Raw genomic sequence first — 22323 nt, 5'->3', positions numbered from 1 at the left:
ACCATGCCCGAAGGGTGTGGCACCCGATCCGAGGCCGGAAGAACAGCAGCCCGGAGCTGTCCGGGTAAAAAGAGGTAAATAAAATGCTGACCGCAATATCCAATTTAAGCAATTTTACCGGATACAGGGTCCAGCCGGCTGTTTTACCTGAAGTTCAGCTGAATAACGATGATTCCTCCCAAAGTCAAAAGCCTGTTGATGACAAAGTAACCGTTTCCCAGAAAGAGGACTCCCTCAAGCAGGCCTACGCCCAGAAAAAATCAAAACTGGAACAGACCTACGACAATGAAACCCGGAAGCTTGAAAGGGAGTACGCCCAGGAGAAAGACCGGATCGAGAAAGAGTTCAGGAGAAAAAGTCAGGCCCTAGGAATTGACCTTTACGCCTGAGACTGGACCGGGATCTTTTTTTATCCATTCCTTCCCCTTGCCCAGAAACAATATGGACTTTATTGCCTTTGAACAGGCCCATTATGGGGCTGCAATTCAAAGGCTTTTTATTTTTCAAAAAATTCATTTGTAATAAAAAATTAAACTTGATATTTGCGTTTCAGTATCAGGTAATTATGGAAGGCTCAGGCAAAATGAAAAATATCATTGAAGTGGAGAACCTGAACAAGGCATACAACGGCACAATAGCAGTTGACGATCTCTGTCTGGCCATTGAAGAGGGAACCTGTTTCGGGCTTCTCGGACCCAACGGGGCCGGGAAGACCACCACCGTGGAAATCATGGAGAATATCCTGGATCCGGATTCGGGCCGGATCCTTTACAGGGGAGGAGACCGGGGAACTTCTTTTAACCAGGAAGTCGGGATCCAGTTCCAGCACACTGAACTGCTGGCATATCTCACCGTTGAGGAAACCCTGAAGACCTTTGCCGCATTTTATAATCGCCACCTGCCCATAGACCGGATCCTGTCCATGTGCATGCTGGAAAATATCAAAAAAAAGCTGAACAACAGGATCTCCGGGGGCCAGCGCCAGCGCCTGCTCCTGGGACTGGCCCTGATCAACGATCCGGATCTGATTTTCCTGGACGAACCTTCCACCGGCCTTGATCCCCAGGCCAGGCAGCATGTCTGGCAGATCATCAAGGATATCAAAGCCCGGGGCAGGACCATTGTCCTGACCACCCATTACATGGAAGAAGCCCAGGTTCTGTGTGATATGCTGGCCATCATGGACAGGGGGAAGATCATCGAAACCGGATCTCCCCGTGAGTTGATTGATAGTCACTGCTCAGGAATGGAAGCCAAAGATCAGAACCTGGAATGCGTATTTTTGAAACTGACCGGAAAGAACCTGAGGGAATAGGCAGATGGGAATGAAAAGAATGTGGGTCCTTTTTCTGGCCAGGAACTATGAATTTTTCCGGGACCGGGCCGGGTTCGGCTGGAATATTCTGTTTCCTTTTCTGATTGTGGCCGGATTCGGTCTTCTGTTCGGGGCCGACTCCGGCCAGGAGTTCAAGGCCGGGGTATTCCCGGTTTCCGGCCCGGCCAACAGCGCCCCGGCCTGGATGGAGTCCCTTGATATCCCGGAAAAACTCAAAACCTATTCCTTTGTAAAGCTCATCCCCTTTGATTCCCGGGAAACGGCCATGGACAGGCTTGTCCATCATAAGGTAGATATCCTTTTGAAAAACGGGGGCAGGGCGGTTCAATACTGGATCAGCGACTCCTCCCCCAGGGGACGGCTCATGGAAAAGGTGGTCAAAGAGGCCATGGTGCCGGAATCCCAATTTGCTGGAAAGGTCATCCGGCAGGAGATCCAGGGAGATCAGGTCCGGTATATCGACTGGCTGTTCCCCGGAATCCTGGGCATGAACATCATGTTCTCCGCCTTTTTCGGGGTGGGGTATGTGATTGTCAGGTACCGGAGAAGCGGGGTGCTCAAACGCCTCAAGGCTACCCCGGTCACATCGTTCGAGTATCTGACCGCCCAGCTCCTTTCCCGGGTGGTGATTCTCATGGGATCGTCGGCCCTGGTCTGGGCCGGCTGTGACCTGATCTTTTCATTCCAGGTCAGGGGATCCTATTTGGATGCTTTTTTGGTGTTTCTGGCCGGCACCCTCTGCCTGGTATCATTTGGTCTGATCCTGGCCTCCCGGGGCACCAACGAGGAACTGACCTCCGGGGTGATCAACTTTATCTGCTGGCCCATGATGTTTTTGTCGGAAGTCTGGTTTTCCATTGAAGGCTCGTCGGACTGGATAAAAACAATCTCTTCTTTCCTGCCCCTGACCCATTTTCTAAAGGCTGCAAGACGGGTGATCAACGACGGTGCAGATCTTTCCCAGGTATCCCATGAACTTTTTCTCATGATCCTCATGAGTCTGGTGTTCTTAAGCCTGGGTTCCTGGATGTTTTCCTGGACAAAATAAGCCCGGTAAAGCGTTTTGGAAGATTTCAAGACTTCTATCGTTTGTTTATGTGTAACCTCCATGTTTATAAAAACAGCGGAATGATGTATACTGTCACACTTTAAATTTAAATTGTTCCTAGTCTTTCGGAGGTGAAAAATATGAAACCGGTTGTGGCCCTTCTCGGCCGGCCCAACGTGGGAAAATCAACCCTGTTCAACAGGATCGTCCGGTCCCGGCAGGCCCTTGTGGACGATCTGCCCGGGGTGACCCGGGACCGCCACTACGGGGATGCCCTCTGGGAGGACAGGGAATTTACCATTATCGACACGGGCGGCTTCCTGAGCGAGGATGACGATTATTTTGCCTCCCAGATCAAGGAGCAGCTTACCGCTGCCGTGGACCAGGCCGATTTCCTGGTCTTTATCATGGACGGCCGGGCAGGGCTTTCCCCCTATGACCGGGACCTGGCCGATCTCCTGCGGAAAACAGAAAAGCCCGTATTCTACCTGATCAACAAGATCGAAAGCCACCGTCAGGAGGATGAACTGGGGGAATTTTACGCCCTTGGGATTGACCGTTTTTACCAGGTGTCCGCCGAGCACGGCATCGGCGTGGGGGAGTTTCTGGATGATCTGGTCAGGGATTTTCCCGAACCCGGAGAAATTGAAGAGGATGAAACCGCCCCCATCCGGGTGGCCATTGTGGGCCGGCCCAATGTGGGCAAGTCTTCCCTGGCCAATCGGCTGTTCGGGGAAAAACGGGTGGTGGTCAACGAGAAAGCCGGCACCACCCGGGATGCCATAGAACTCAGTGTGGTCCATAAAAATCAGGAGTTTGTCCTTGTGGATACGGCCGGGATCCGGAGAAAGGGAAAAGTCAGGGAGAAGCTGGAAAAATTTTCCATCCTAAAATCCCTAAAATCCCTGGATGACTGTGATGTGGCCCTCATCCTCATTGACTGCGAAGAGGGGATCACGGACCAGGATATCACCATTGCCGGGTATGCGGAGAAGCGGGGGTGCGGTGCCGTTTTTATCCTGAACAAATGGGATCTGGTGGACAAGGAGGAAAAAAGCGAGAAAGAATTTTTAAAGGACCTCCGGTACATGTCCAAGTTTTTATCCTATGCTCCGGCTCTGACCGTTTCGGCCCTGACCGGCCAGCGCTGCCATAAGATCCTGGGATTGGCGGCAAAGGTCTATGGAGAATACTGCCACAGGATCAACACCGGGACCCTGAACCGGATCATTGAGGATGCCGTATACCGGGAGGAGCCCTCCCTTCACAAGGGCAGGCGGCTGAAATTTTTCTACGCCACCCAGGTGGCTGCCAAGCCCCCCTGTTTTGTCTGTTTTGTCAACTATCCCAATGCGGTTCATTTTTCCTATCAACGGTATCTGAAGAACCAGCTCCGTCAGATGATCCCTTTGAGTCTGACACCCATCCGTCTCTATTTCAGGGAAAAAACCGGAAAAATCGATTTTTCCGGCAAGACAAAAGAAACCGAGCGGATTCGAAAGAAAAAGAGCCGGATCACGTCCAAACGGCAGAAGCTTCGCAAGGAACAGAGCCGGAAAAAAAGACAAAGGGATAAAAACCAGGCAGGGTAATGGATCTCTTTGAATCAAATACCCGGGAAGATATGGAGGGATCCGGCCCCCTGGCGGACCGGATGCGGCCCCAGAGTCTTTCCCAACTCATCGGCCAGGAGCATATTACCCGGGAGGGAAGTCTTCTGCACCAGGCCATTGCCCATGACCGGGTCTTTTCCATGATTCTCTGGGGACCTCCCGGATGCGGCAAGACCACCCTGGCCGGGATCATTGCCAATGAAACCCAATGCGATTTTATCAGAATCTCTGCGGTCCTGTCCGGGGTCAAGGAAGTGCGCCGGATCATTGAAAAGGCCGGGGAGGTCCGGCGGCTCTACAAGCGCCGCACCCTTCTTTTTGTGGATGAGATCCACAGGTTCAACAAGGCCCAGCAGGATGCCTTTCTCCATCACGTGGAAACCGGCCTGATCACCCTGGTGGGCGCCACCACTGAAAATCCCTCCTTTGAGGTGATCCCGGCCCTGGTGTCCCGGTGCCGGGTTTTTGCCCTGAAAAGCCTTGAATCCGATGATATCATAAAGATCCTGGAAAGAGCCGCAGCAGATCCGGAAAAAGGGCTGGGGATCTCGGAAGAGTTTTTTTCCCAAGAGGCCCTGGAACACATTGCCCGGGTGTCGGACGGAGATGCCAGGACCGCCCTGACCAATCTTGAAACGGCGGCCATCCACTTCCAGGGCCAGGAGACCATCTCCTCCGCCGACGTTGAAACGGCTGTGGAGAAAAAATCCCTGCTCTATGACAAGGCCGGGGAAGAACATTATAATCTGATCTCCGCATTCATCAAGAGCATGCGGGGCTCTGATCCGGACGCGGCCATGTACTGGATGGAACGCATGCTGGCCGCCGGGGAAGATCCCTATTACATGATCCGGCGCATGATCCGGTTCGCCACCGAAGACATTGGCCTGGCCGATCCCGGTGCCCTGACCATGGCCTTGAATGCCGGGGAATCCTTCCGCATCCTGGGCCGGCCCGAAGGGGACGGTTCCCTGTTCCAGGCCGCCGTATACCTGGCCACGGCCCCCAAGAGCAACTCCGTATATGCCGCCCAGAAGCAGGTGAGGCAGACGGTTGAAGACAAAGGATATGCCCCGGTTCCCCTCCATATCCGTAACGCCCCCACAGGTCTGATGAAGAAGATGAACTATGGTAAAGGGTACCGCTACGCCCATGACCATAAAGACGGCTTTATCCCCCAGTCCTATCTTCCCGACAATCTGGAGGGAACCCGGTTTTATTTTCCCACGGACCGGGGATATGAAAATACGGTTAAACAGAGGCTGGAAGCCTGGCTGGAATTAAAAAAAGGAAAGCCGGGAAAATAAAGAAGAGTTTTCCCTTCTTATCCATCCGGCCTCGGCTTAAATTCTTTTATCCTTTTTTTCAGGACGAATTTCAACTCTTCCGGGCTGTTCCGATGGAACCGGATCCGGACGTAAAGATCTGAAATCCTTTCCACCTCAAATTTCAGATCCGGCCGTTCCCGGCAGATTCTGGAGGCATAATCCACAGCCCCCTGGCCCTGAGCTTTGGGGGGCAGCCCTGCCCGGGCCAGGCGCCGGCAGAATTCAAGATAGGCCTTTTTCACCGGATCCCGGGAAGAAAAAGAAGAACCGTGGATCCGTCTTAGAAAGAGAAAAAACAAAACCAGGACAAGACCGGTGCCCCCCAGAAACAGGGCCATGGTTTTGGCTGGACTCAAGGGAGTGAGGATCCCCAGCCGCTGGAGAAGGGCCTTCTGGGCCTCATGGGAAAATCCCGTGAACCAGGCCTCCCACCTGAGGTTGATACTCTCCATCAAATATTCCAGTTTTTTAAAAATTGAGATCCGATCCAGGGAAGTTCGGGCCGGGCTGCCGTCCGGGTTCTGAAAGATCCGTTCCGGTGATACGGAAAGGGTGGGATCGATCCGGATCCATCCTCTGTCCGGCACAAAGACCTCGGCCCATGCATGGGCGGAAGACTGGCGGACGATGAGATGATTGGCATAGGGGTTGAGTTCTCCCCCCAGGTATCCGCCCACCACCCGGGCCGGAACCCCGAGCACATTCATCATAAAAGCAAAGGCCGAGGCATAATGTTCGCAGTATCCTTTTTTGTTTTCCAGGAGAAAATGGTCCAGGGAGTCTGCATCGATCCTGCCCGGGGACAGGGTATAGATAAAACCGTTTGTCTTGAAAAAGTCCAGGATCCTCTGGATTTTTTCCTCAACCCCCGGGGCGCCCATAGCAAGGTCTCTGGCCAGGCGCCGGGTTCCGGGATTGCTGTCCGGGTCGATGGAAATCAATGGGACCCGGCCCGGGTCCGGAACAGGGCCCGGCCTGGAAATCACCCGGTAGGTTGTTTTTCTGCGGATTTTCCACCGGGATCTCAGGGTATGGGATTGGGTGATAAGGGCATTTCCCTGGACCTGAACCGGAACATCCAGTCCGAACAGCCAACGGCTGTGATGGGGTTCCAGGATAATGGTGTGGGGAAAAAGTTCCTTGGATCCGGGGCTGGCCTTTGCCGGAACCCCCTGCTGCTCCGCAGGTAGCCATGATTTTCCGTTGAATTGTTCAAATACGATCCCCCGCCAGTAAAGGCCCCCGGCCGGAAGGGTTTTAAATTGGACCCGGAATGCAGTGGAATTGTCCCTGGCCAGACCGGAGACACTGCCGGGGGTGAGTCTCTCCGAAAAACCGGTCCTTCCCCTCCGGATATCCTTCATTCCGAACACTCCGTCCTGGAGTCGGGGAAAAAGGAAAAAGAGAAGAATCACCAGGGGCAGGGCCTGGCCCATGATCCGGCAGGCCAGGGCAAGGCTTGCTCGGAACCGGCCCGTAAGATCGTTGATCCGGATCAGGGAAATGGTGGTCACCAGGACGGAAAAGAACATATAGAGCAGGATCCAGAGGGAGTCGGATTGAAACAGACTGGTGATGATGATGAAGTAGGTGAGCAGGATGGTGATCATCCTATGGCGGTGGGTGGCGGTCTCAAAGGGCTTGACCGCAGCCATGACTGCCATGAGTCCCACAAAGGTGTTCGAGTCCAGGCGGGTTTTATAGGTGAGGATCAGGCCGGCCAGACCGGCAAAGGCAAGGAAGTGCCTGAAAATCCCCCCGGGCAGGGGCCACCCGGTTTTCAGCCGGACCAGCATATATCCCCACATGATCAGACACCAGGCATTGATCCAGAGGGGCAGCCCCGGGGTATGGGGGGCGATGGCAATCACCAGGGCCAGGATGATGGGAACCACATGTCTGTTCTCCTCTTTCACGGCCTCTCCCCTTCCCGGCCGAACAGGGCAAGGGCCCTGAGGCAGGTTTTTGTATGGGGGCTTCCCCCGGAAGGCCGGATGAATTTACCCGGCAGTTTCAGGCCAAAGATCTCCCGGTTCCGGTCAGACGTAAGAACCATGTGGCAGAGGAGGGAGAGCCTGAACTCAATATCCTTTACCGGGACAGCATGGAAATCCAGGATCTGGAACCGGTCTGCCTTGGTCGTGAAATCTTTGATGAACAATCCCTGTCCCCGGGAAACCGCTTTCCAAGCCATCCGCCCCACTTCATGTCCGGGCTGGTAAGGCGTCAGACCCTGGAAATCGTCGGGCCCCTGCCGGCGGGTATCCATATCTCCTTCAAAACCGTTTCCGCCTCCCGAGGCCCGGATCCGGCCCGGCAGGGGGGAAGGATAGACCAGGCAGCTCATCTTCAGGGGGATTCTCGCCCGGATGCAAAAAAGTCCAAAGGGGTAAACCGAATTCAAGGCCAGGACCCGGGGGGAGACCCGACCCCGGGCCGGGGCCGGGATCTCGACTTGAAAGAGGCTATTCATCTGCCGTTCTATGGTTTGGGGCTCATCCATACCCGGATTCCCGGGGAAATAAGATTCCAGGGAAAACCGGTCCCTTTCCTTTGAATGGATCCGGATGTGGAAGACGGCCTTTTGACCGGCAAACACCGGCGGTGCCGACACAAAGGTGATTTCAAGGCCCATCAGATTTTTAAACGAGTAAAACAGGGAGATCAGGGCCATGCCGCCCAGGAGAAAGACCAGGATAAAACCGGCATTGTTGTTGTAGTTGACAGAGCCTGCCAGCATGGCCCCCAGGATGGCCAGGAAAAGAATTCCATGCTGGGTGGGAAGGATTGAGAGATGTTTTTGGGTTACTTTCATGGATAGGGTTTCCGGGTCCCCGGGGAAGGGCAGGGGGACTAAATGGGAACCGGCAGTTCCGTGAACAGTTCCAGAAGCCTGTCTTCGGGAATCTCTTCATAGGTTTCCCCGGCCCTGAGCCGGTGGCCTGCCACCCAGGGCAGTACTTCCTGGAGGTCTTCGGGAAGGGTATGATCCCGGCCGTTAAGGCAGGCCCAGGCCCGGGCCGCCCGGGACAGGGCCAGGCCGGCCCGGGGGGAGAGGCCGATCTGGAAATTCCCGGAGTTCCGGGTAAAATCCAGGATATCCTGGAGATAGTCCAGGAAAAGATCTGATACATGGATCCGGTCCACCCGGTCCTGGATTTTCAGGACATCCCTTTTTTCCATACAGCAGTCCAGGGCCGCCATGACCCGGTCAGCACCGATGCCTTTTAATATGCTTTTTTCAGCTTTCCGGTCCGGGTAGCCCAGGCGGATCCGCATGAGAAACCGGTCCATCTGGGATTCGGGCAGGGGAAAAGTGCCGGCCTGCTCCAGGGGATTCTGGGTGGCAATGACAAAAAACGGGGATTCCAGGCGCCGGGTCTCCCCCTCAATGGTGACCTGCTCTTCTTCCATGGCCTCCAGCAGGGCGCTCTGGCTTTTGGGGGTGGCCCGGTTGATCTCATCGGCCAGGAATACCTGGGTGAAGATGGGACCCGGGTGGAAACTGAAACTGGCCGAATGCTGGTCAAATACGGACAGACCTAAGATATCTCCGGGAAGCAGGTCAGAGGTGAACTGCATACGCTGGAATTTGAGCCCCATACACTTGGCCAGCACCTTGGCCAGGGTGGTTTTGCCGATACCGGGAAAATCCTCGATGAGCAAATGGCCCCGGGCGAATAAACAGGTCAGGGCCAGACGAATCTGGGGCTCTTTTCCCAGAACCACACTGCCCACCTGGGAGACGATTTTTTCAAATTCCGGTGTCATCATGGGCGATCCTTTTGATGGGAACCAAATGAAAAAGTTCTAATTATAGATCCTTTCGGATCTTCCATTATCCCATAAACCGGCAGCCGGGAAAAGAAATAATTAATGATCCCGGCTACAACTGGAGGGATAAGTATGCCAATGACCAAAAGGGCGGGTATGTGCCCCGGTCCAACCTTCCCTATTCCTTTTTCAGACAACCGGTTTTATCATTTCCACTGACCGGGGATATGAAAATGCGGTGAAGCAGCGTCTGGAGGCCTGGGTGGAGCTGAAAAAACTTAATAAAAAAGAAGTGAAATGTTAGCGGCTTTTCAGGAAGGTAGACTATTTTGCAGGCCAATCAGCGGAGGCAACCGAAAATGGAATTAAGGAAGCGATTTTTTATATATAGGTTTCATTCAGTTGCAGGGTCGGTATCCTGCAACTGAATGATTCTGTTCAAAATGGAGATTATGACGTTCTTCGCCTTGAAATCGCGGCAGCGACCAGAAGGCCCGACCCAAGAAGCATCATGGAAGCGGGTTCCGGTACCGTGGAGGCTTCAATATTATCGATTTGGTAATATCCTGAACTGAAAGTCACAGAAGTAAGAAAAGAAAAGGTTTCGTCAAAGGCAATGGTCTCATACCCAAAATCCAGATCCAGAGCAATGTAAGCCGAGATATTCGTCCCGTCGGTATAAGTTCCTGTGACAATGAGATCGAAAACGTCATCATCTCCATACTCATAGTTCCATAATTCTGAAAGGTCGATGGATGTCAGATTGAACAAGGAACCATCCTCAGCTGTCAGAATCGTATCGGTATAGGAATCGTTGTAAATAGCAGCAGATCCTGTGTAATCATCGGACAAAGACCCCCATGAGTAGAAGATGCCGTTCTCATCTGCCGTGAGAACAAAATCACTTTCCATATACGGGTTAGCAACCTCAGAACCAGAATCAGTGGACAGGTCGTCAAATGTTAAAGTGGTCGCGTTTGCCAGGGGGCTCAGAATCATGACACAGCTCAGAAAAGCGAATAATAAAATTGTTTTTTTCATTTTTTATTTTCCTATTATTTTGAATTTGAAATATTAGATCAATTTGGCAACAAAATCGCCTTCATGGTTGAGAACGGCCCAGACCGTTTTGGTGCTGGGATCAACACCGTAGGTCCCCACTGCATATCCGGATTTCCAGGGGCCGCGTTTAAAGGTTTTGGTCCCGCCGGTGTTCAGGTCAACAGCATTGACCCATTCATCGTCTTCATTCCTGGCGGCAATGGCAAAATTCCCCCTCATGAGCTGGGAGGTGCGTATTTTCCTGGGGTTATAGGTAAGAGAGAGGGTGTATGTGTCAGTTTCCTGGCTTTCATCTTCACTGGGCAGCTGGCCGGTAAGATCACCATTATACAGGCTAAGGTTATCCGCCATCCCCCACAGTGTGAAGATTTGGCTTGCGGCATCATCCACCTGATCGGATTGGGCCCAGCCTGTGTTGACGGCTTTTGTCAGATCCCGGCCCACGTAATCGGTCTCGCTGTTGCCGTTTGTCCCGTCAAGAATTTTTGCGGTGGTTCCGGAATAGCTGTCGACCACATCTGTGTAGGAGTCACCCTGGGCGATTTCAAACTGCTGGCCGTTGAGGCTGTATCCGAATCTTTCCCTCAGGTAAAAGGCAAAGGAGGGGCAAGCAGAGAGGCTGACCGAACCGTAATCCTGGCCGTGGCTGGACGAATAAAAGTCCACGGTAACCCTGGGGCCGTCCACGGTGACAATATAGTATCCGACGGTGTAGAGTTCATGCTGGAGGGGGGTTTCCCGTCCGTCGTCTCCACTCCTGGGGGTATAGAATTTATAGCTGTTGGAGGAAGTGATGATCTGGGACACCTTGGCAGATCCGTCAGCGGTGTAAACCAGGGACCGGTGATGCATGTGGTCGTGGCCGCCCATGTAGTATCCCACGCGGTTGTTATAAAGACTGGTCAGGAACTGATCCCTGGGACCCGGGTTGGAGGTTAGGCCGCCTCCGAACAGGTTGTCCTTGTGATTCTGGCCGATGAGGTTTTTATGGGCAAAAACAAAGGAATGGTTTCCTTCAGGGTTGGAGGACAGCATGGCATCCACCCAGTCCACCTGGTCTACCATGTTGTCGTTGTAGCTGCTGCCGTTGTAATCGGTTCCGTCTTTCCGGTGAAACTGGTCGAGCATGACGCACCGGACATTGTTGTAGTCAAATGAGTAGGTCAGGCCTACCAGTCCTGAAATGTCCGCCGGCTGGAAGTTGGTAGCGCCATATAGGTTGGAGCCCTGTCCCAGTGTCTGGGGGAAAAGAACCGGAAGCTCATTGGCGGCGGTTGAGCTGGATTCGTGGTTGCCCCTAAGGGGAAAAAACCCGATGCCGGCATCGTAAAGGGCCTGGGAATGTTCTGCCCTTGTGGGCATGGAGCGCACCTCGTTGACCGATTCATTGTTACAAAGGTCACCTACCTGAATGACAAATTTAACGTCCTGCTGGATGAACTGTTCATTCAGGGCGTCGATAATTCCTGTGGCGCAAGTCATCTCGCCTCCGGGAGTGCTTTTCCACTGGGTGTCGGACATAACCCCGAACTGCCAGGCATTGCTGGAAATGGCTGCACTGGCTTTTCCCATGCGGAAAAAGGGCACATTGAGGGCGGACAGCCCAAGGCCGGCCAGTCCGGCACCGCCGTATTTTAAAAATTGTCTCCTATCCATGGTTTTTTTCATCGATCTCCTCCGAAAATTAAAATTAGTAATCTTTTGCTGAAAACTTCCATGTTTTGTCCAGGAATTTTAAAAAATCCAATGTGTTGCTTATTCATCTAAAAAAAGGGCGGTTGAAACTCTGAAAGCCTTTTGGGGCCGCCTTCAGTGTTTGTGCACCTTCTTTAAGAAGGGGAGCGATACACCGGGTTGAATCACCGGACAATCCAAACGGTAAAGCTGTGGAAAGGAATACTCCCTGATTGTTAGAATCAGATGTTGCGTTTACTATCTGTTTGTTTGGCGATTAGTATAAAACAGATGAATCCCGTTCATTGAGGCTTTTCATGGGGCAATCAGGGTATCGACCGGATTTATGCTTGGGAAGGGGCCGGGATCAGGCAAAAAGTTGAATCAGAGGCGTGAAAATCAACTCCTCCCGGCTGGATCGGATTCCAATCGGGTGACCTCAAATAAACCGTTTCGTATTTCAACTCTGGACAGATGGGAAAATCCCTCGTCAAAGGATGGAGGCTCCAGGCACTTATATGCCCCTGCCACCCCCTTTTCCGGTATTGCACGGTGTCCCCGGAGCCTGTTCCGGCCAAGGGCATCCTCCAGGGAAGAAGCAAAATAGTATCCGTGCAGTACAATACCGTGTTCCATTATTTTTGGGATATATCTCTGCCGGTCCCCACGGGTAAGATTGGTGTTGTCAATGACAAAGGACTGCTGAATCTCCAGGCAGCATTCAAAGAGCTTTTTTTCCCGGTGTCTTGTCTTGAGCATATCCAGGTTGATCCGGATATGGGTGTCGGCAAATCTTTCTTTGTAAAATGTGGATTTGCCCGCTGCCTGAATCCCTGTGAACAGAATCGCTTCCATGCCGGAGTCTTTACAAAGCAAAAGGATCCCTGTCAAGCAAACGGATCTGAATTAACCATCTTCAAACAATCAAGCCCGGGGGCAGGGAGAATCAATCCGGTCTGAACCTGAACTGCCGGTCCGGATCTTTGGCGGGAACTCCAGGAAAGTGGGATCTTTCCGTTACGGCAAACTCTCCATCCCGATTGATGGTCAGGAGAGTGGAAGACCGGGTGCCGTAAGTTGGGCTTTGGACAAACAGGGGCGACAGAATCCGTTCCCATTCGATTCCCACCCCGGTATTTGGAAGTTTTGAATCTTCGGGTTGTTGAGAATCTTCCAAAATTGTGAAAAGATTTTTTTTGTCAAGCCGGGACGGTTCTTTTTTGCGTTCATGCCCTTTGTCCGGATTCAATGCCTGCTCCAGCATGGCTTTGCCCCTGGATACCTTGGGCCAGTCCGTGTCCAGAAAACAATTGCTGAGGCCGTGGATTCCGGGACTGACCAGGACGGTCTCCCGGGCCCGGTTGGAGTACCAATAGAGTATGATATCCCGGTTTCGGATCTCCCCGGCCAGGAGGTTGAATCCATTGTATAGGTCCGCGCCCCGGTCCAGGATTTTGAGAAAATCCCGGATTTTGCCCCGGGATTCCAGGAATTCCGGAATGATACTTCCCCGGGAGGGTGCGTTTTTTCTAACCTGGGTGGGCTCCCTGTAATTGGTCAGGGCCGCAAACCTGCCCCGGGCGTGAATCCCCAGCCAGGTGCCTCCCTGTTCCAGATCCCTGCCAGCCAGGATGGACGGGGATTCATCCCAGAAATCCATGGGGGCCGTGGGGCGGGAGTAGAATTCGTCCCGGTTGGCTGCCAGGACCAGGGGCCAGGATTTTGAGGCTTTAAAGCTGAACAGAATAAGGCACATGGAGAATTCCTTGTTTTTTGCGTTTTGGTCTGCTATCAACCCTAGGTTGACGGCTAAAATGTAATGGTTCGTCCGGTAAAAATCAATATATAGGAAAATGAATATTAAAACGGAGGCATGATATGAAAAACGCTGTCATAGTAAGTGGTGTAAGAACCCCGGTGGGCTCGTTCGGTGGATCCCTGAAGAACGTTCCAGTGGTGGATCTGGGCAAGCTCGTCATGAAGGAAGTGCTCAAGCGGGCCGGCCTGCGGCCTGAAGCCTCTGGGGAACAGGCAGACTTTTCCCCTCAAACCCTTAAGGACCAGGGCAGGATTGATCTTGAGTCCGGAGGGTATGATTACGATGATTCACTGGCTCCGGTATTCCTGGACGAGGTGATCATGGGCAATGTTCTCCAGGCCGGCCAGGGACAGAATACGGCCAGGCAGGCCATGATCAATGCCGGTATCACAAGATTCACACCGGCCGTGACCGTCAACAAGATCTGCGGTTCAGGACTCAAAGCCATTGCCCTGGGGGCCCAGGCCATCATGGCCGGCCAGGCAGATGTGATTCTTGCCGGGGGGCAGGAAAGCATGAGCAACGCACCCATGGCCCTGTTGAAGGCGAGATGGGGTCATCGCATGGAGCTTACCGGCCAGGGACCTGTCCATGACCTCATGGTCTTTGACGGGCTGTATGAGATCTTCTACGGATATCATATGGGCATGACCGCTGAAAATATTGTGGACCAGTACGGGATTTCCCGGGAAGAACAGGATCAGCTGGCCTGCCTGAGCCATGAAAGGGCCCTTGCAGCGGTCCAGGACGGCACATTTGCCCAGGAAATCGTTCCGGTGACTATCTCTTCCAGAAAGGGAGACATCATCGTGGACAAGGATGAGCGCCCCATGGAGACCAGCATGGAAAAGCTGGGCAGACTTCGTCCGGCCTTTAAGAAAGAGGGCAGCGTGACTGCGGGCAATGCATCGGGAATCAACGATGCCGCCGCCGCCGTCCTGCTCATGTCCGAGGAAAAGGCAGATGAACTGGGCCTTGAAAAACTGGCCAAAATCAAGGGATTTGCCTCGGGCGGCGTGGATCCTGCTTATATGGGGCTGGGACCGGTGCCTGCCGTGAAAAATGTGATGAAACAGACCGGCATGACCGTTGGGGACATAGATCTCATTGAGCTGAACGAAGCCTTTGCCGCCCAGGCCATCGGCTGCATGAGGGAGCTTTCCATTGATGTGGAAAAACCCAATGAACTGGGTTCGGGAATTTCCATCGGCCATCCCATTGGATGTACCGGTGCCCGCCAGGTGGTTACGGCCATCCATCAGATGAAGAGGAAAAATTACTCCACCGGTCTGATCTCCATGTGCATCGGCGGTGGCATGGGGATGGCCATGATCATCGAAAAATAAAGTGTGTCGGGTCGAATATCTACCCATCTGCGGCGTTGCTCCAGGCGTTTGAAATCCTCACGTACAGGAGTACGCTCCGGTTTCAAACGCCTTTGCTCCCTGCACCTGGGTAGATTTTCAACCTGACACCTGGATTCGGTTCTGGTGGAATTCTAAGGGTAATCCGTATTCTAACAAAAATATACTGACGGAGACAAGCCGCAGATGTTTGCGTTGGAGGGAAAAGTGAAAATACTCGCATTGGAACAGGAATTAAAACACGATAAGATCCCTGAAGATCTACTTAGGGAGGAAGCAGCACGAATTTGGGAGCTTCAGAAGAATGGAGCAGTGCGTGAAATATTCTTCACGAAAGAAAAAAAGGAGGCAGTACTCCTTCTGGAGTCCGGGAGCGTTCAGGAAGCGGAGGAATTACTCGCCAATCTGCCTTTAGTAACTGAAGGATACATTCGATTCATAGTAAAAGAGTTGGTGCCTTACGATGGATATGAAAGACTCTTTAAATGATTGTATTATGGGGGTTCCAACCGTTGTTGCAGAATACTGCCTGGGGCGGCTTGGTCTTTCCGGTACTTTTCGCCGGGATCCGGCATGGGCAGAACATATGCCTTACGGGGATGGGAGAGAAAGGCAGCGGCAGGCCGGGCAATCTTTTTCTGAAGGTCAATACCCGGCCATCTCTGCTGAATTCTATTCGGAGACTCCTTCCCTTTTAAAGAAAGAACGCCCGGTGGGATTAATAGATGGTTACGCTGTGCTCTTTTTTTAATTCCAGGATCATTTCATCCACGTATTGTTTCTGCCGGGTATTGTTCAGCTTCCGTTCCAGATCGGCCCTGGCCTCTTCAAAGGATTTTGTTTCGGCGGATTTTTTGTCATAGACTTTGATAATATGGTATCCGAACTGGGTCTTCACAGGATCGCTGAGGCCATCTTTCTCCAGGCTGAAGGCCATGTTTCCGAATTCAGGAACCATTTGCTCCTTTGAAAACCACCCCAGGTCTCCCCCTTTTTTACCGCTGGGTCCCGTGGAAACATCCATGGCCACATCTTCAAAGGATTCTCCCTTGAGGACACGTTCTTTGGCGGCCTTGGCCTCTTCCTCGGTATTGCACAGAATATGTTTTGCCTTGACCTGCGCCTTTCCCATGAATTCAGCTGAATTCTCATTGTAATATTTTTTGAGTTCCTCTTCAGAGGCCTTGATTCCTGCAAGGGTATCGGTCATGAATTGCCGGATCATGAGGCCCTGCTTCACCCGGTCCAGCTGTTTTAAAACTTGGGTATTGGCATCATATTTCTCTTTTTTTGCCTTAAGATAGATGAGTTTTTCCTGGACAAGCTGGTCAATAAATTGTTTTTTCCCCTCTTCCGAGGCAAATGCGGTTTTATACTGGGGAGGAAGCTGCTGCATCCTCTCCGTCACTTCCTGGTCGTCGATTTCCAGATCCCCGACTTTGGCCACCACCTTAGCATGGGCTGCCGGCAAAAACATCAGGCTGATCAATATGCTCATTACGATTTTTTTCATAGGTTTGCTCCTTAGAATCAATTTAAAATGAGGTAGTATATACCCCCGGAAAGAGAAAGTCCCGGAAAATATAGAATTTTATATTAAAAAAATATCATTCAACTTTGGTTCGTTGGTCTGTGAATGCCCCATACAAGCTCGCCACAAATGTTGCCCCAATTGATAATGAGCAGGCAATTGTAATGCCTGCCCAACCGTAAAGATCCCGACAGGACCGGGAACGATCGTTGAAACACTGCCTCCTTCGATACGACCTGGGATGTAAAGAGAAGATCCAAAGCCGATTTTCGATGCCGGGATGCGATCTGCTATAAGCAAAAACAGCAAAGGCTGACAGGAGTATACCCCTAAAAAAAGCGGAAGAAGCCCCAGCACAAGAGAAAAGGTTGATGTAAACCATCCCATAAGATGAAGAGCAATATTCACGGATAATGAATTTTGATACAGAAAATATTATTAGAAAGTCCGCAAGAACGGAAGACTCAAAAAAAATCCGGAAAAATGCCTGAAAATCTAAACAGAGATAGACAAACGAGATAGTAAAAATATGGGCCATCCCGAAATCCCCTCCTTTTCAGGACCGGCTCTGGATTCCGGATTAAAATGAGACAATCTGATCAGTGAAGAAAGCCTGTCTGGACAAGGCTTTCGGGCCGAAACGAAAATTAAAAAGGCGCTGTAACATCCTTTTCCCGCTTTTTTGGCTTTCCCTGCGGCCTGAGCCGCCTCCCAAGTTCTGTTTTTTTTTCTCAATTTCCGGGGATTTGGGTTTACTTGAGCCCATATAAATGGTAAGAATTTCCAAGATTTATCTTGAACGTGATTGAGATGGAAACAGAAGACTAAAGAGGTGGTTTTATTATGGATATTCCTAGGAAATTGGGTATACTGATTTACACGGCTGTTCCCGCCATTGTCGGAGGCGGAATTGTCTATCATTTTTTTGGAAGCTTTGTTCAGGTCATTGTCTTTGAAATCCTTCTGGCCCTTGCTGCGCTGGGAATCATCAGCAGCTAATTCAGAGGTTCTTTTCAATGTGAGTAAAGCCGTATCCGTGCAAGCCCATTGCATGTTACGGCTTTACATGGTTTTTTAATCCTTGTTTTCCGGGCCCATCCATTGGTGACATTTTGGAACAGAATATTATCAAAAGAGCAGTGTTTTTCTTTTTCCTTGCCCTGTTTTGCATATCCATCTTCCTTCTGGGCAACCTCATTGCACCTTTTTTTGCCACCATCATCCTGGGGGTCGTGACCACCGGGATATTTAAACCGCTTTTCAGAAGGGTTTCCAAAAGAACATCCCCAAGGGTCGCCTCGATACTGACCTGCATCATCATTTTTTTCACGGTTTTCATTCCCGTGCTTTTTTTTGTCGGTATCCTGTCCAGGGAAGCCCTGGGATTATACAGCATGGCCAGGGATGCCGTTTTTTCCAACCAGTTGATTCACGTACTTGAGAATACCCAGGCCCTGGAGCGGATCAATGATCTCCTGGCCCGGGCCGGGATAGAAAAGACCGTCTCCTGGAACGAGCTGATCAATCCTGTGTCCGAATTGGGAAAACTGGTTGGGTTTTCCCTGTTCCAGCAGGCAAAATTCGTCACATCCAACCTGCTCAGCCTGGTATTCTATTTCTGTCTCATGCTCATTGTGGTCTTTTACATGTTCATGGACGGGGAAAGGTTTATCCGTTATCTTTACGACCTGTCCCCGCTCCAGGACGAACATGATAAAAAGCTATTTGACAAGTTCAATGACATGGCCGGTGCCGTCCTCATCGGAAACGGGCTGGGCGGAGTGATCCAGGGCTTTGCCGGCGGGATGCTGTTCTGGTTCCTGGGACATAATTCCCCTTTCCTGTGGGGGGTCATCATGGGGTTTCTGGCCTTTCTCCCCATTGTGGGCATCGGCGTGGTGCTCATCCCCACGGCTGTTTTCTATTTTTTAAAAGGCCATGCAGCAACGGGTATGTCCATATTCGTCTTTTATGGAGTTCTCTCCTGGGGGGTGGAGTATCTTTTTAAGCCAAAGGTCGTGGGGGACCGGGTGGCCATGCACCCTTTGATTGTTTTTTTTGCCATTATCGGCGGGTTAAAGGTCTACGGACTGCTCGGAATTATCTACGGTCCTTTGATCGCCACCCTGTTCTTAACCTTGGCTGATATTTATTTTTCAACCTTTCAATCCATGGTGGAGCCTTCAAAACAGGCAAACCGCCTTAACGTTGGGATGGACCGGTAAAGTTGATTGAGCCTGAAAAGGTTTTAAAAATTAATTTGGAGTAAAGAGTTAGATGATTCAAAAAGAGAGCAATGTAACCAGCATCGAGAAGGAGATGAAACAATCCTATCTCGAGTATGCCATGAGCGTTATCATCGGACGGGCCCTTCCCGATGTAAGGGACGGCTTAAAGCCCGTACACAGGCGCTCCCTGTATGCCATGCACCAGGCACGGAATGATTATAACAAGCCCTATAAAAAATCCGCCCGTATTGTGGGTGACGTCATGGGTAAGTATCATCCCCACGGGGACTCTGCCATTTACGACACAATTGTCCGCATGGCCCAGGACTTTTCCCTGAGATATACCCTGGTGGACGGCCAGGGCAACTTCGGGTCTGTGGACGGGGATTCTCCGGCGGCCATGAGGTACACCGAGATCCGGATGTGCAAGATTGCCCATCAGATGCTGGCCGACCTTGAAAAAGAGACCGTGGATTTTATTCCCAACTACGATGAAACCCTGGATGAACCTGCGGTCCTGCCCACAAAGTTTCCGGCCCTGCTGGTCAACGGATCTTCGGGGATTGCCGTGGGAATGACCACGAATATTCCCCCCCACAATATCAACGAGGTCATCAACGGATTAAAGGCCCTGATCGACAATCCGGAAATGGATATCCCGGAGCTCATGACCCATATCCCGGGGCCGGATTTTCCCACCTACGGACATATTTACGGGACCAAGGGGATCTATGAGGCCTATAGCTCGGGCCGGGGCATCATCACCCTCCGGGCAAAGGCCGAGGTGGAGGAGAACAAGAAGACCGGCCGGGAAACCATTGTTGTCACCGAGCTGCCCTACCAGGTGAACAAGGCCAAGCTGGTGGAGAAAATTGCCGAACTGATGCGGGACAAGGTCATTACCGGGGCCTCCTTTGTCAGGGATGAGTCGGACCGGGACGGCATGAGGATCGCCGTGGGCCTTAAAAGAGATCAGTTCTCCGAGGTGGTTATCAATCAGCTCTACAAGCATACCAATATGCAGACCAGCTTCGGTATTATTTTTCTGGCCGTGGTCAATAACCGTCCCGAGCTGCTTACCCTCAAGGAGATCCTGAATTATTTTATTGAACACCGGAAAAACGTGATCGTCCGGAGGACCCGGTTTGATCTGAACAAGGCGGAGGAAAGGGCCCATATCCTGGAAGGCCTGAAAATCGCCCTGGACAACCTGGACGAGGTGGTGGCCCTGATCCGGGCATCCAAATCCCCGGAAGAAGCCAAGACCGGATTGATGGAAACCTTTGACCTGAGCATGGTCCAGGCCCAGGCCATTCTGGATATGAGGCTCCAGAGGCTCACCGGTCTTGAAAGGGAAAAAATCAACTCCGAATATGAAGAGCTGCTCAAGGCCATTGCCTGGTTCAAGGAGATCCTTTCCAGTGAAACCGTGGTCCGGGGATTGATCAAGGATGAACTCACCGAACTGGAGGAAGAGTACGGGGATGAGAGGCGGACCCGGATCGTAGAGAGCACGGCCGACATCAGCATCGAAGATCTGATTGCCGAGGAAGACATGGTGGTAACCGTGACCCGGAGCGGATACATCAAGCGGAATCCCGTGACCCTCTATGCCAGCCAGCACCGGGGCGGGAAAGGCAAAACCGCCATGGGCACCAAATCGGATGATTTTGTGGAGCATCTCTTTGTGGCCTCCACCCATGCCACTTTCCTTTTCATCACCAATTTCGGCAAGGTATACCAGTCCAAGGTCTATGAACTCCCCATGGCCAGCAGATCCAGTCTGGGCAAGGCCATTGTCAACCTGCTCAACTTTGACGAGGGGGAGAAACTGGCCACGGTTCTGAGCGTGGATGAGTTCACCGAGAATCGTTTCGTTGTCATGGCCACCAAAAAAGGACGGGTGAAAAAGACCGATCTCATGGCTTATTCCCGACCCAGATCCGGGGGACTCATCGGCGTCCGGCTGGCCGAAGAGGATGAACTGATTGCCGCAAGGATCACAGACGGGAACATGGATATTTTCCTGGGGTCTGACGGCGGCAAAGTGATCCGGTTCCATGAGGCCGATGTCCGGGATACGGGCAGGGGCTCCATGGGGGTCCGGGGCATGAGAATCGACGAGGATTCCAGGGTGGTCGGCATGGAAGTCCTGGGAGAAGAGCAGACCCTTCTGACCGTAACGGAAAACGGATATGGAAAGCGGTCCTCCGTAGAGGAGTACAGGAGCCAGGCCCGGGGCGGCAAAGGAGTCTTTTCCATCAAGACCTCCAAGCGGAACGGGAAAATGGTATCCCTGGCCCTGGTGGATGACCACGATGAACTCATGATGGTCACGGACAGGGGCAAGCTCATCCGGACCTCCATCGAAGGCATCAACGTGATTTCAAGGAATACCCAGGGCGTCAAGCTCATCAATCTGACCCCGGGGGAAGCCCTTATCGGCATAGCCCGCCTGCCCGAGGAAGAAGAGGAAAACGGGGAAGAAGAAACCCCGGATGAGGCAATGGATCCGGATGAAGACATCAAAGATGAAGGAGAGCAGACAGACCCGGCCCCATAAGGGCCAGGGCCATAGGAAGCGTCTGAGGGAAAGATTCCTGAGCCGCGGACTTGAGGGCTTTCATGACTATGAGGTCATTGAGCTGCTGCTCTCCCTGAACACACCCAGGAGGGACTGCAAAGATACGGCCAAGGCCCTGCTCAAATCCTTTAAAACCCTTCAGGGGGTGGTGGAGGCCGACCTTGAGGCCCTCTGCCGGGTCCCGGGAGTGGGCCCGGTGAATGCCATGGGCATCCGTCTGGTCAAGGCAGCCGCAGACCGGTACCTTGAGGCGAAAATTCTGTCCAGGGACGTGGTCAGCCAGCCCCGGGATCTTCTGGACTATCTGGATCATGCCATCGGGTTCAAGGGCAGGGAGTATTTTGTCGGAGTTTTCCTGGACGCCAAGAACAGGGTCCTGGCCTGTGAAACCCTTTTTGAGGGGTCTTTGACAACCAGCTCAGTCTATCCCAGGGAAGTCATTGCCCGGGCACTTCACCACCGGGCCGCGGCCATGATTTTTGCCCATAACCATCCTTCCGGGGATGTGAGCCCCTCCGAGAGCGATATCCGGATCACCCGCAGGCTCTGTTTTGCTCTGAACTATGCGGATATAAGGGTTCATGAACATATGATCGTCGGCAATCATGACTATTTCAGCTTTGCGTCCGAAAATCTGATTTCCCGGTTTAATGAGGAATTTCAAAAGAACAATGAATGAAAAAGAAGATCTGCCGGAATGTTTCGGCAACCTTGAGAAAGTTTTCCCCATGACCGGTTCCGGCCTGCGCCAGACCCCGGATGACTGTTTTTTCCACTGTTCGGTAAAGACCCGGTGTCTGAAGAGGGCCATGGCAGGAAAAGAGGGGGCCCGGGTGGAAGAGGAAGTCATAGAGAGAAGTGACAAGGCCGGGCTGATCAATTTTTATGAGCGGTGGTCCCGGAAAAAACAGGTGCATCGAAAAAGGGTGAAGGATGAAGACTGAAGGCTAAAGGAAGAAAGA

Annotated in this window: 21 protein-coding genes; 13 read left to right on the top strand and 8 right to left on the bottom strand. The window is 52.2% G+C overall.

Features of this window, described 5'->3' with window-relative positions; genetic code table 11:
* Positions 1-83: 83 nt before the first annotated feature.
* The 5 genes from F608_RS0105700 (at position 84) to F608_RS0105680 (ending at position 5304) form a co-directional block, all read left to right on the top strand.
* Entirely contained in the window at positions 84-389 is a 306-nt protein-coding gene (locus F608_RS0105700; RefSeq protein WP_022664652.1) for a hypothetical protein, read from the top strand.
* A 194-nt stretch (positions 390-583) separates the two neighbouring features.
* Positions 584-1315 (top strand): ABC transporter ATP-binding protein, encoded by a 732-nt coding sequence (locus tag F608_RS0105695; protein ID WP_027362511.1) that lies wholly within the window; start codon positions 584-586, stop codon positions 1313-1315.
* A 10-nt stretch (positions 1316-1325) separates the two neighbouring features.
* Positions 1326-2384: an ABC transporter permease gene (locus F608_RS0105690; protein ID WP_244154244.1), complete on the top strand. Its 1059-nt coding sequence runs from the start codon at positions 1326-1328 to the stop codon at positions 2382-2384.
* A gap of 140 nt (positions 2385-2524) precedes the next feature.
* Positions 2525-3976 (top strand): ribosome biogenesis GTPase Der, encoded by a 1452-nt coding sequence (gene der, locus F608_RS0105685; protein WP_022664649.1) that lies wholly within the window; start codon positions 2525-2527, stop codon positions 3974-3976.
* Positions 3976-5304, top strand: a complete 1329-nt coding sequence (locus tag F608_RS0105680) for a replication-associated recombination protein A (RefSeq protein ID WP_022664648.1) — start codon at positions 3976-3978, stop codon at positions 5302-5304. Before der ends, F608_RS0105680 begins: the two co-directional genes overlap by 1 nt.
* 17 nt (positions 5305-5321) lie before the next feature.
* On the opposite strand, the gene F608_RS0105675 is transcribed toward F608_RS0105680, so the two are convergent.
* The 7 genes from F608_RS0105675 to F608_RS34125 form a co-directional block, all read right to left on the bottom strand.
* Entirely contained in the window at positions 5322-7241 is a 1920-nt protein-coding gene (locus F608_RS0105675) for a transglutaminase TgpA family protein (RefSeq protein ID WP_022664647.1), read from the bottom strand.
* Positions 7238-8140 carry a DUF58 domain-containing protein gene (locus tag F608_RS0105670; protein ID WP_022664646.1) on the bottom strand — a complete coding sequence of 301 codons (903 nt, stop codon included), beginning with the start codon at positions 8138-8140 and terminating at the stop codon, positions 7238-7240. Before F608_RS0105670 ends, F608_RS0105675 begins: the two co-directional genes overlap by 4 nt.
* Before the next feature lie 38 nt (positions 8141-8178).
* Positions 8179-9099, bottom strand: a complete 921-nt coding sequence (locus F608_RS0105665; RefSeq protein ID WP_022664645.1) for an AAA family ATPase — start codon at positions 9097-9099, stop codon at positions 8179-8181.
* Positions 9100-9549: 450 nt separating this feature from the next.
* On the bottom strand, positions 9550-10140 hold the full coding sequence (locus tag F608_RS0105660; protein ID WP_022664644.1) for a PEP-CTERM sorting domain-containing protein: 591 nt from the start codon (positions 10138-10140) through the stop codon (positions 9550-9552).
* Positions 10141-10173: 33 nt separating this feature from the next.
* Positions 10174-11829, bottom strand: a complete 1656-nt coding sequence (locus tag F608_RS0105655; protein WP_022664643.1) for a metallophosphoesterase family protein — start codon at positions 11827-11829, stop codon at positions 10174-10176.
* A 405-nt stretch (positions 11830-12234) separates the two neighbouring features.
* Positions 12235-12711, bottom strand: coding sequence for a bifunctional polynucleotide phosphatase/kinase family protein (locus F608_RS0105650; protein ID WP_022664642.1), 477 nt, complete (start codon positions 12709-12711; stop codon positions 12235-12237).
* A 70-nt stretch (positions 12712-12781) separates the two neighbouring features.
* Entirely contained in the window at positions 12782-13591 is an 810-nt protein-coding gene (locus F608_RS34125) for an NRDE family protein (RefSeq protein WP_022664641.1), read from the bottom strand.
* 122 nt (positions 13592-13713) lie between these two features.
* On the opposite strand from F608_RS34125, the gene F608_RS0105640 reads away from it, so the two are divergent.
* The 3 genes from F608_RS0105640 to F608_RS36115 all read left to right on the top strand — a co-directional run bounded on the left by F608_RS0105640 (position 13714) and on the right by F608_RS36115 (position 15769).
* Entirely contained in the window at positions 13714-15000 is a 1287-nt protein-coding gene (locus tag F608_RS0105640) for a thiolase family protein (protein WP_022664640.1), read from the top strand.
* A 225-nt stretch (positions 15001-15225) separates the two neighbouring features.
* Positions 15226-15507 carry a superoxide dismutase gene (locus F608_RS0105635; RefSeq protein ID WP_161626821.1) on the top strand — a complete coding sequence of 94 codons (282 nt, stop codon included), beginning with the start codon at positions 15226-15228 and terminating at the stop codon, positions 15505-15507.
* On the top strand, positions 15482-15769 hold the full coding sequence (locus F608_RS36115) for a hypothetical protein (RefSeq protein WP_153307451.1): 288 nt from the start codon (positions 15482-15484) through the stop codon (positions 15767-15769). The genes F608_RS0105635 and F608_RS36115 overlap by 26 nt, the downstream gene beginning before the upstream one ends.
* Here F608_RS36115 and F608_RS0105625 read toward each other — a convergent pair.
* Complete coding sequence (locus F608_RS0105625; protein WP_022664637.1) at positions 15737-16531, bottom strand: peptidylprolyl isomerase; 795 nt, start codon at positions 16529-16531, stop codon at positions 15737-15739. The two genes, F608_RS36115 and F608_RS0105625, sit on opposite strands and share 33 nt — an antisense overlap.
* A gap of 861 nt (positions 16532-17392) precedes the next feature.
* Between F608_RS0105625 and F608_RS36555 the strand changes: the two genes are divergently transcribed.
* The 5 genes from F608_RS36555 to F608_RS0105595 all read left to right on the top strand — a co-directional run bounded on the left by F608_RS36555 (position 17393) and on the right by F608_RS0105595 (position 22305).
* Positions 17393-17548: a hypothetical protein gene (locus F608_RS36555; protein WP_022664635.1), complete on the top strand. Its 156-nt coding sequence runs from the start codon at positions 17393-17395 to the stop codon at positions 17546-17548.
* A 113-nt stretch (positions 17549-17661) separates the two neighbouring features.
* A complete protein-coding gene (locus tag F608_RS0105610) occupies positions 17662-18774 on the top strand; it encodes an AI-2E family transporter (protein WP_022664634.1) in 1113 nt (370 codons plus the stop codon).
* 52 nt (positions 18775-18826) lie between these two features.
* Positions 18827-21340, top strand: a complete 2514-nt coding sequence (gene gyrA, locus F608_RS0105605) for a DNA gyrase subunit A (protein WP_022664633.1) — start codon at positions 18827-18829, stop codon at positions 21338-21340.
* The gene (radC, locus tag F608_RS0105600; protein ID WP_051148498.1) at positions 21294-22040 is read left to right on the top strand and encodes a RadC family protein; all 747 of its coding nucleotides are present in this window, start codon (positions 21294-21296) and stop codon (positions 22038-22040) included. Before gyrA ends, radC begins: the two co-directional genes overlap by 47 nt.
* Complete coding sequence (locus F608_RS0105595; RefSeq protein WP_022664631.1) at positions 22033-22305, top strand: hypothetical protein; 273 nt, start codon at positions 22033-22035, stop codon at positions 22303-22305. The genes radC and F608_RS0105595 overlap by 8 nt, the downstream gene beginning before the upstream one ends.
* Positions 22306-22323 lie beyond the last annotated feature (18 nt).

Source organism: Desulfospira joergensenii DSM 10085, from assembly GCF_000420085.1.
GTDB classification, from domain to species: Bacteria; Desulfobacterota; Desulfobacteria; order Desulfobacterales; family Desulfobacteraceae; genus Desulfospira; species Desulfospira joergensenii.
This window is presented reverse-complemented; position numbering and strand designations above follow the sequence as displayed.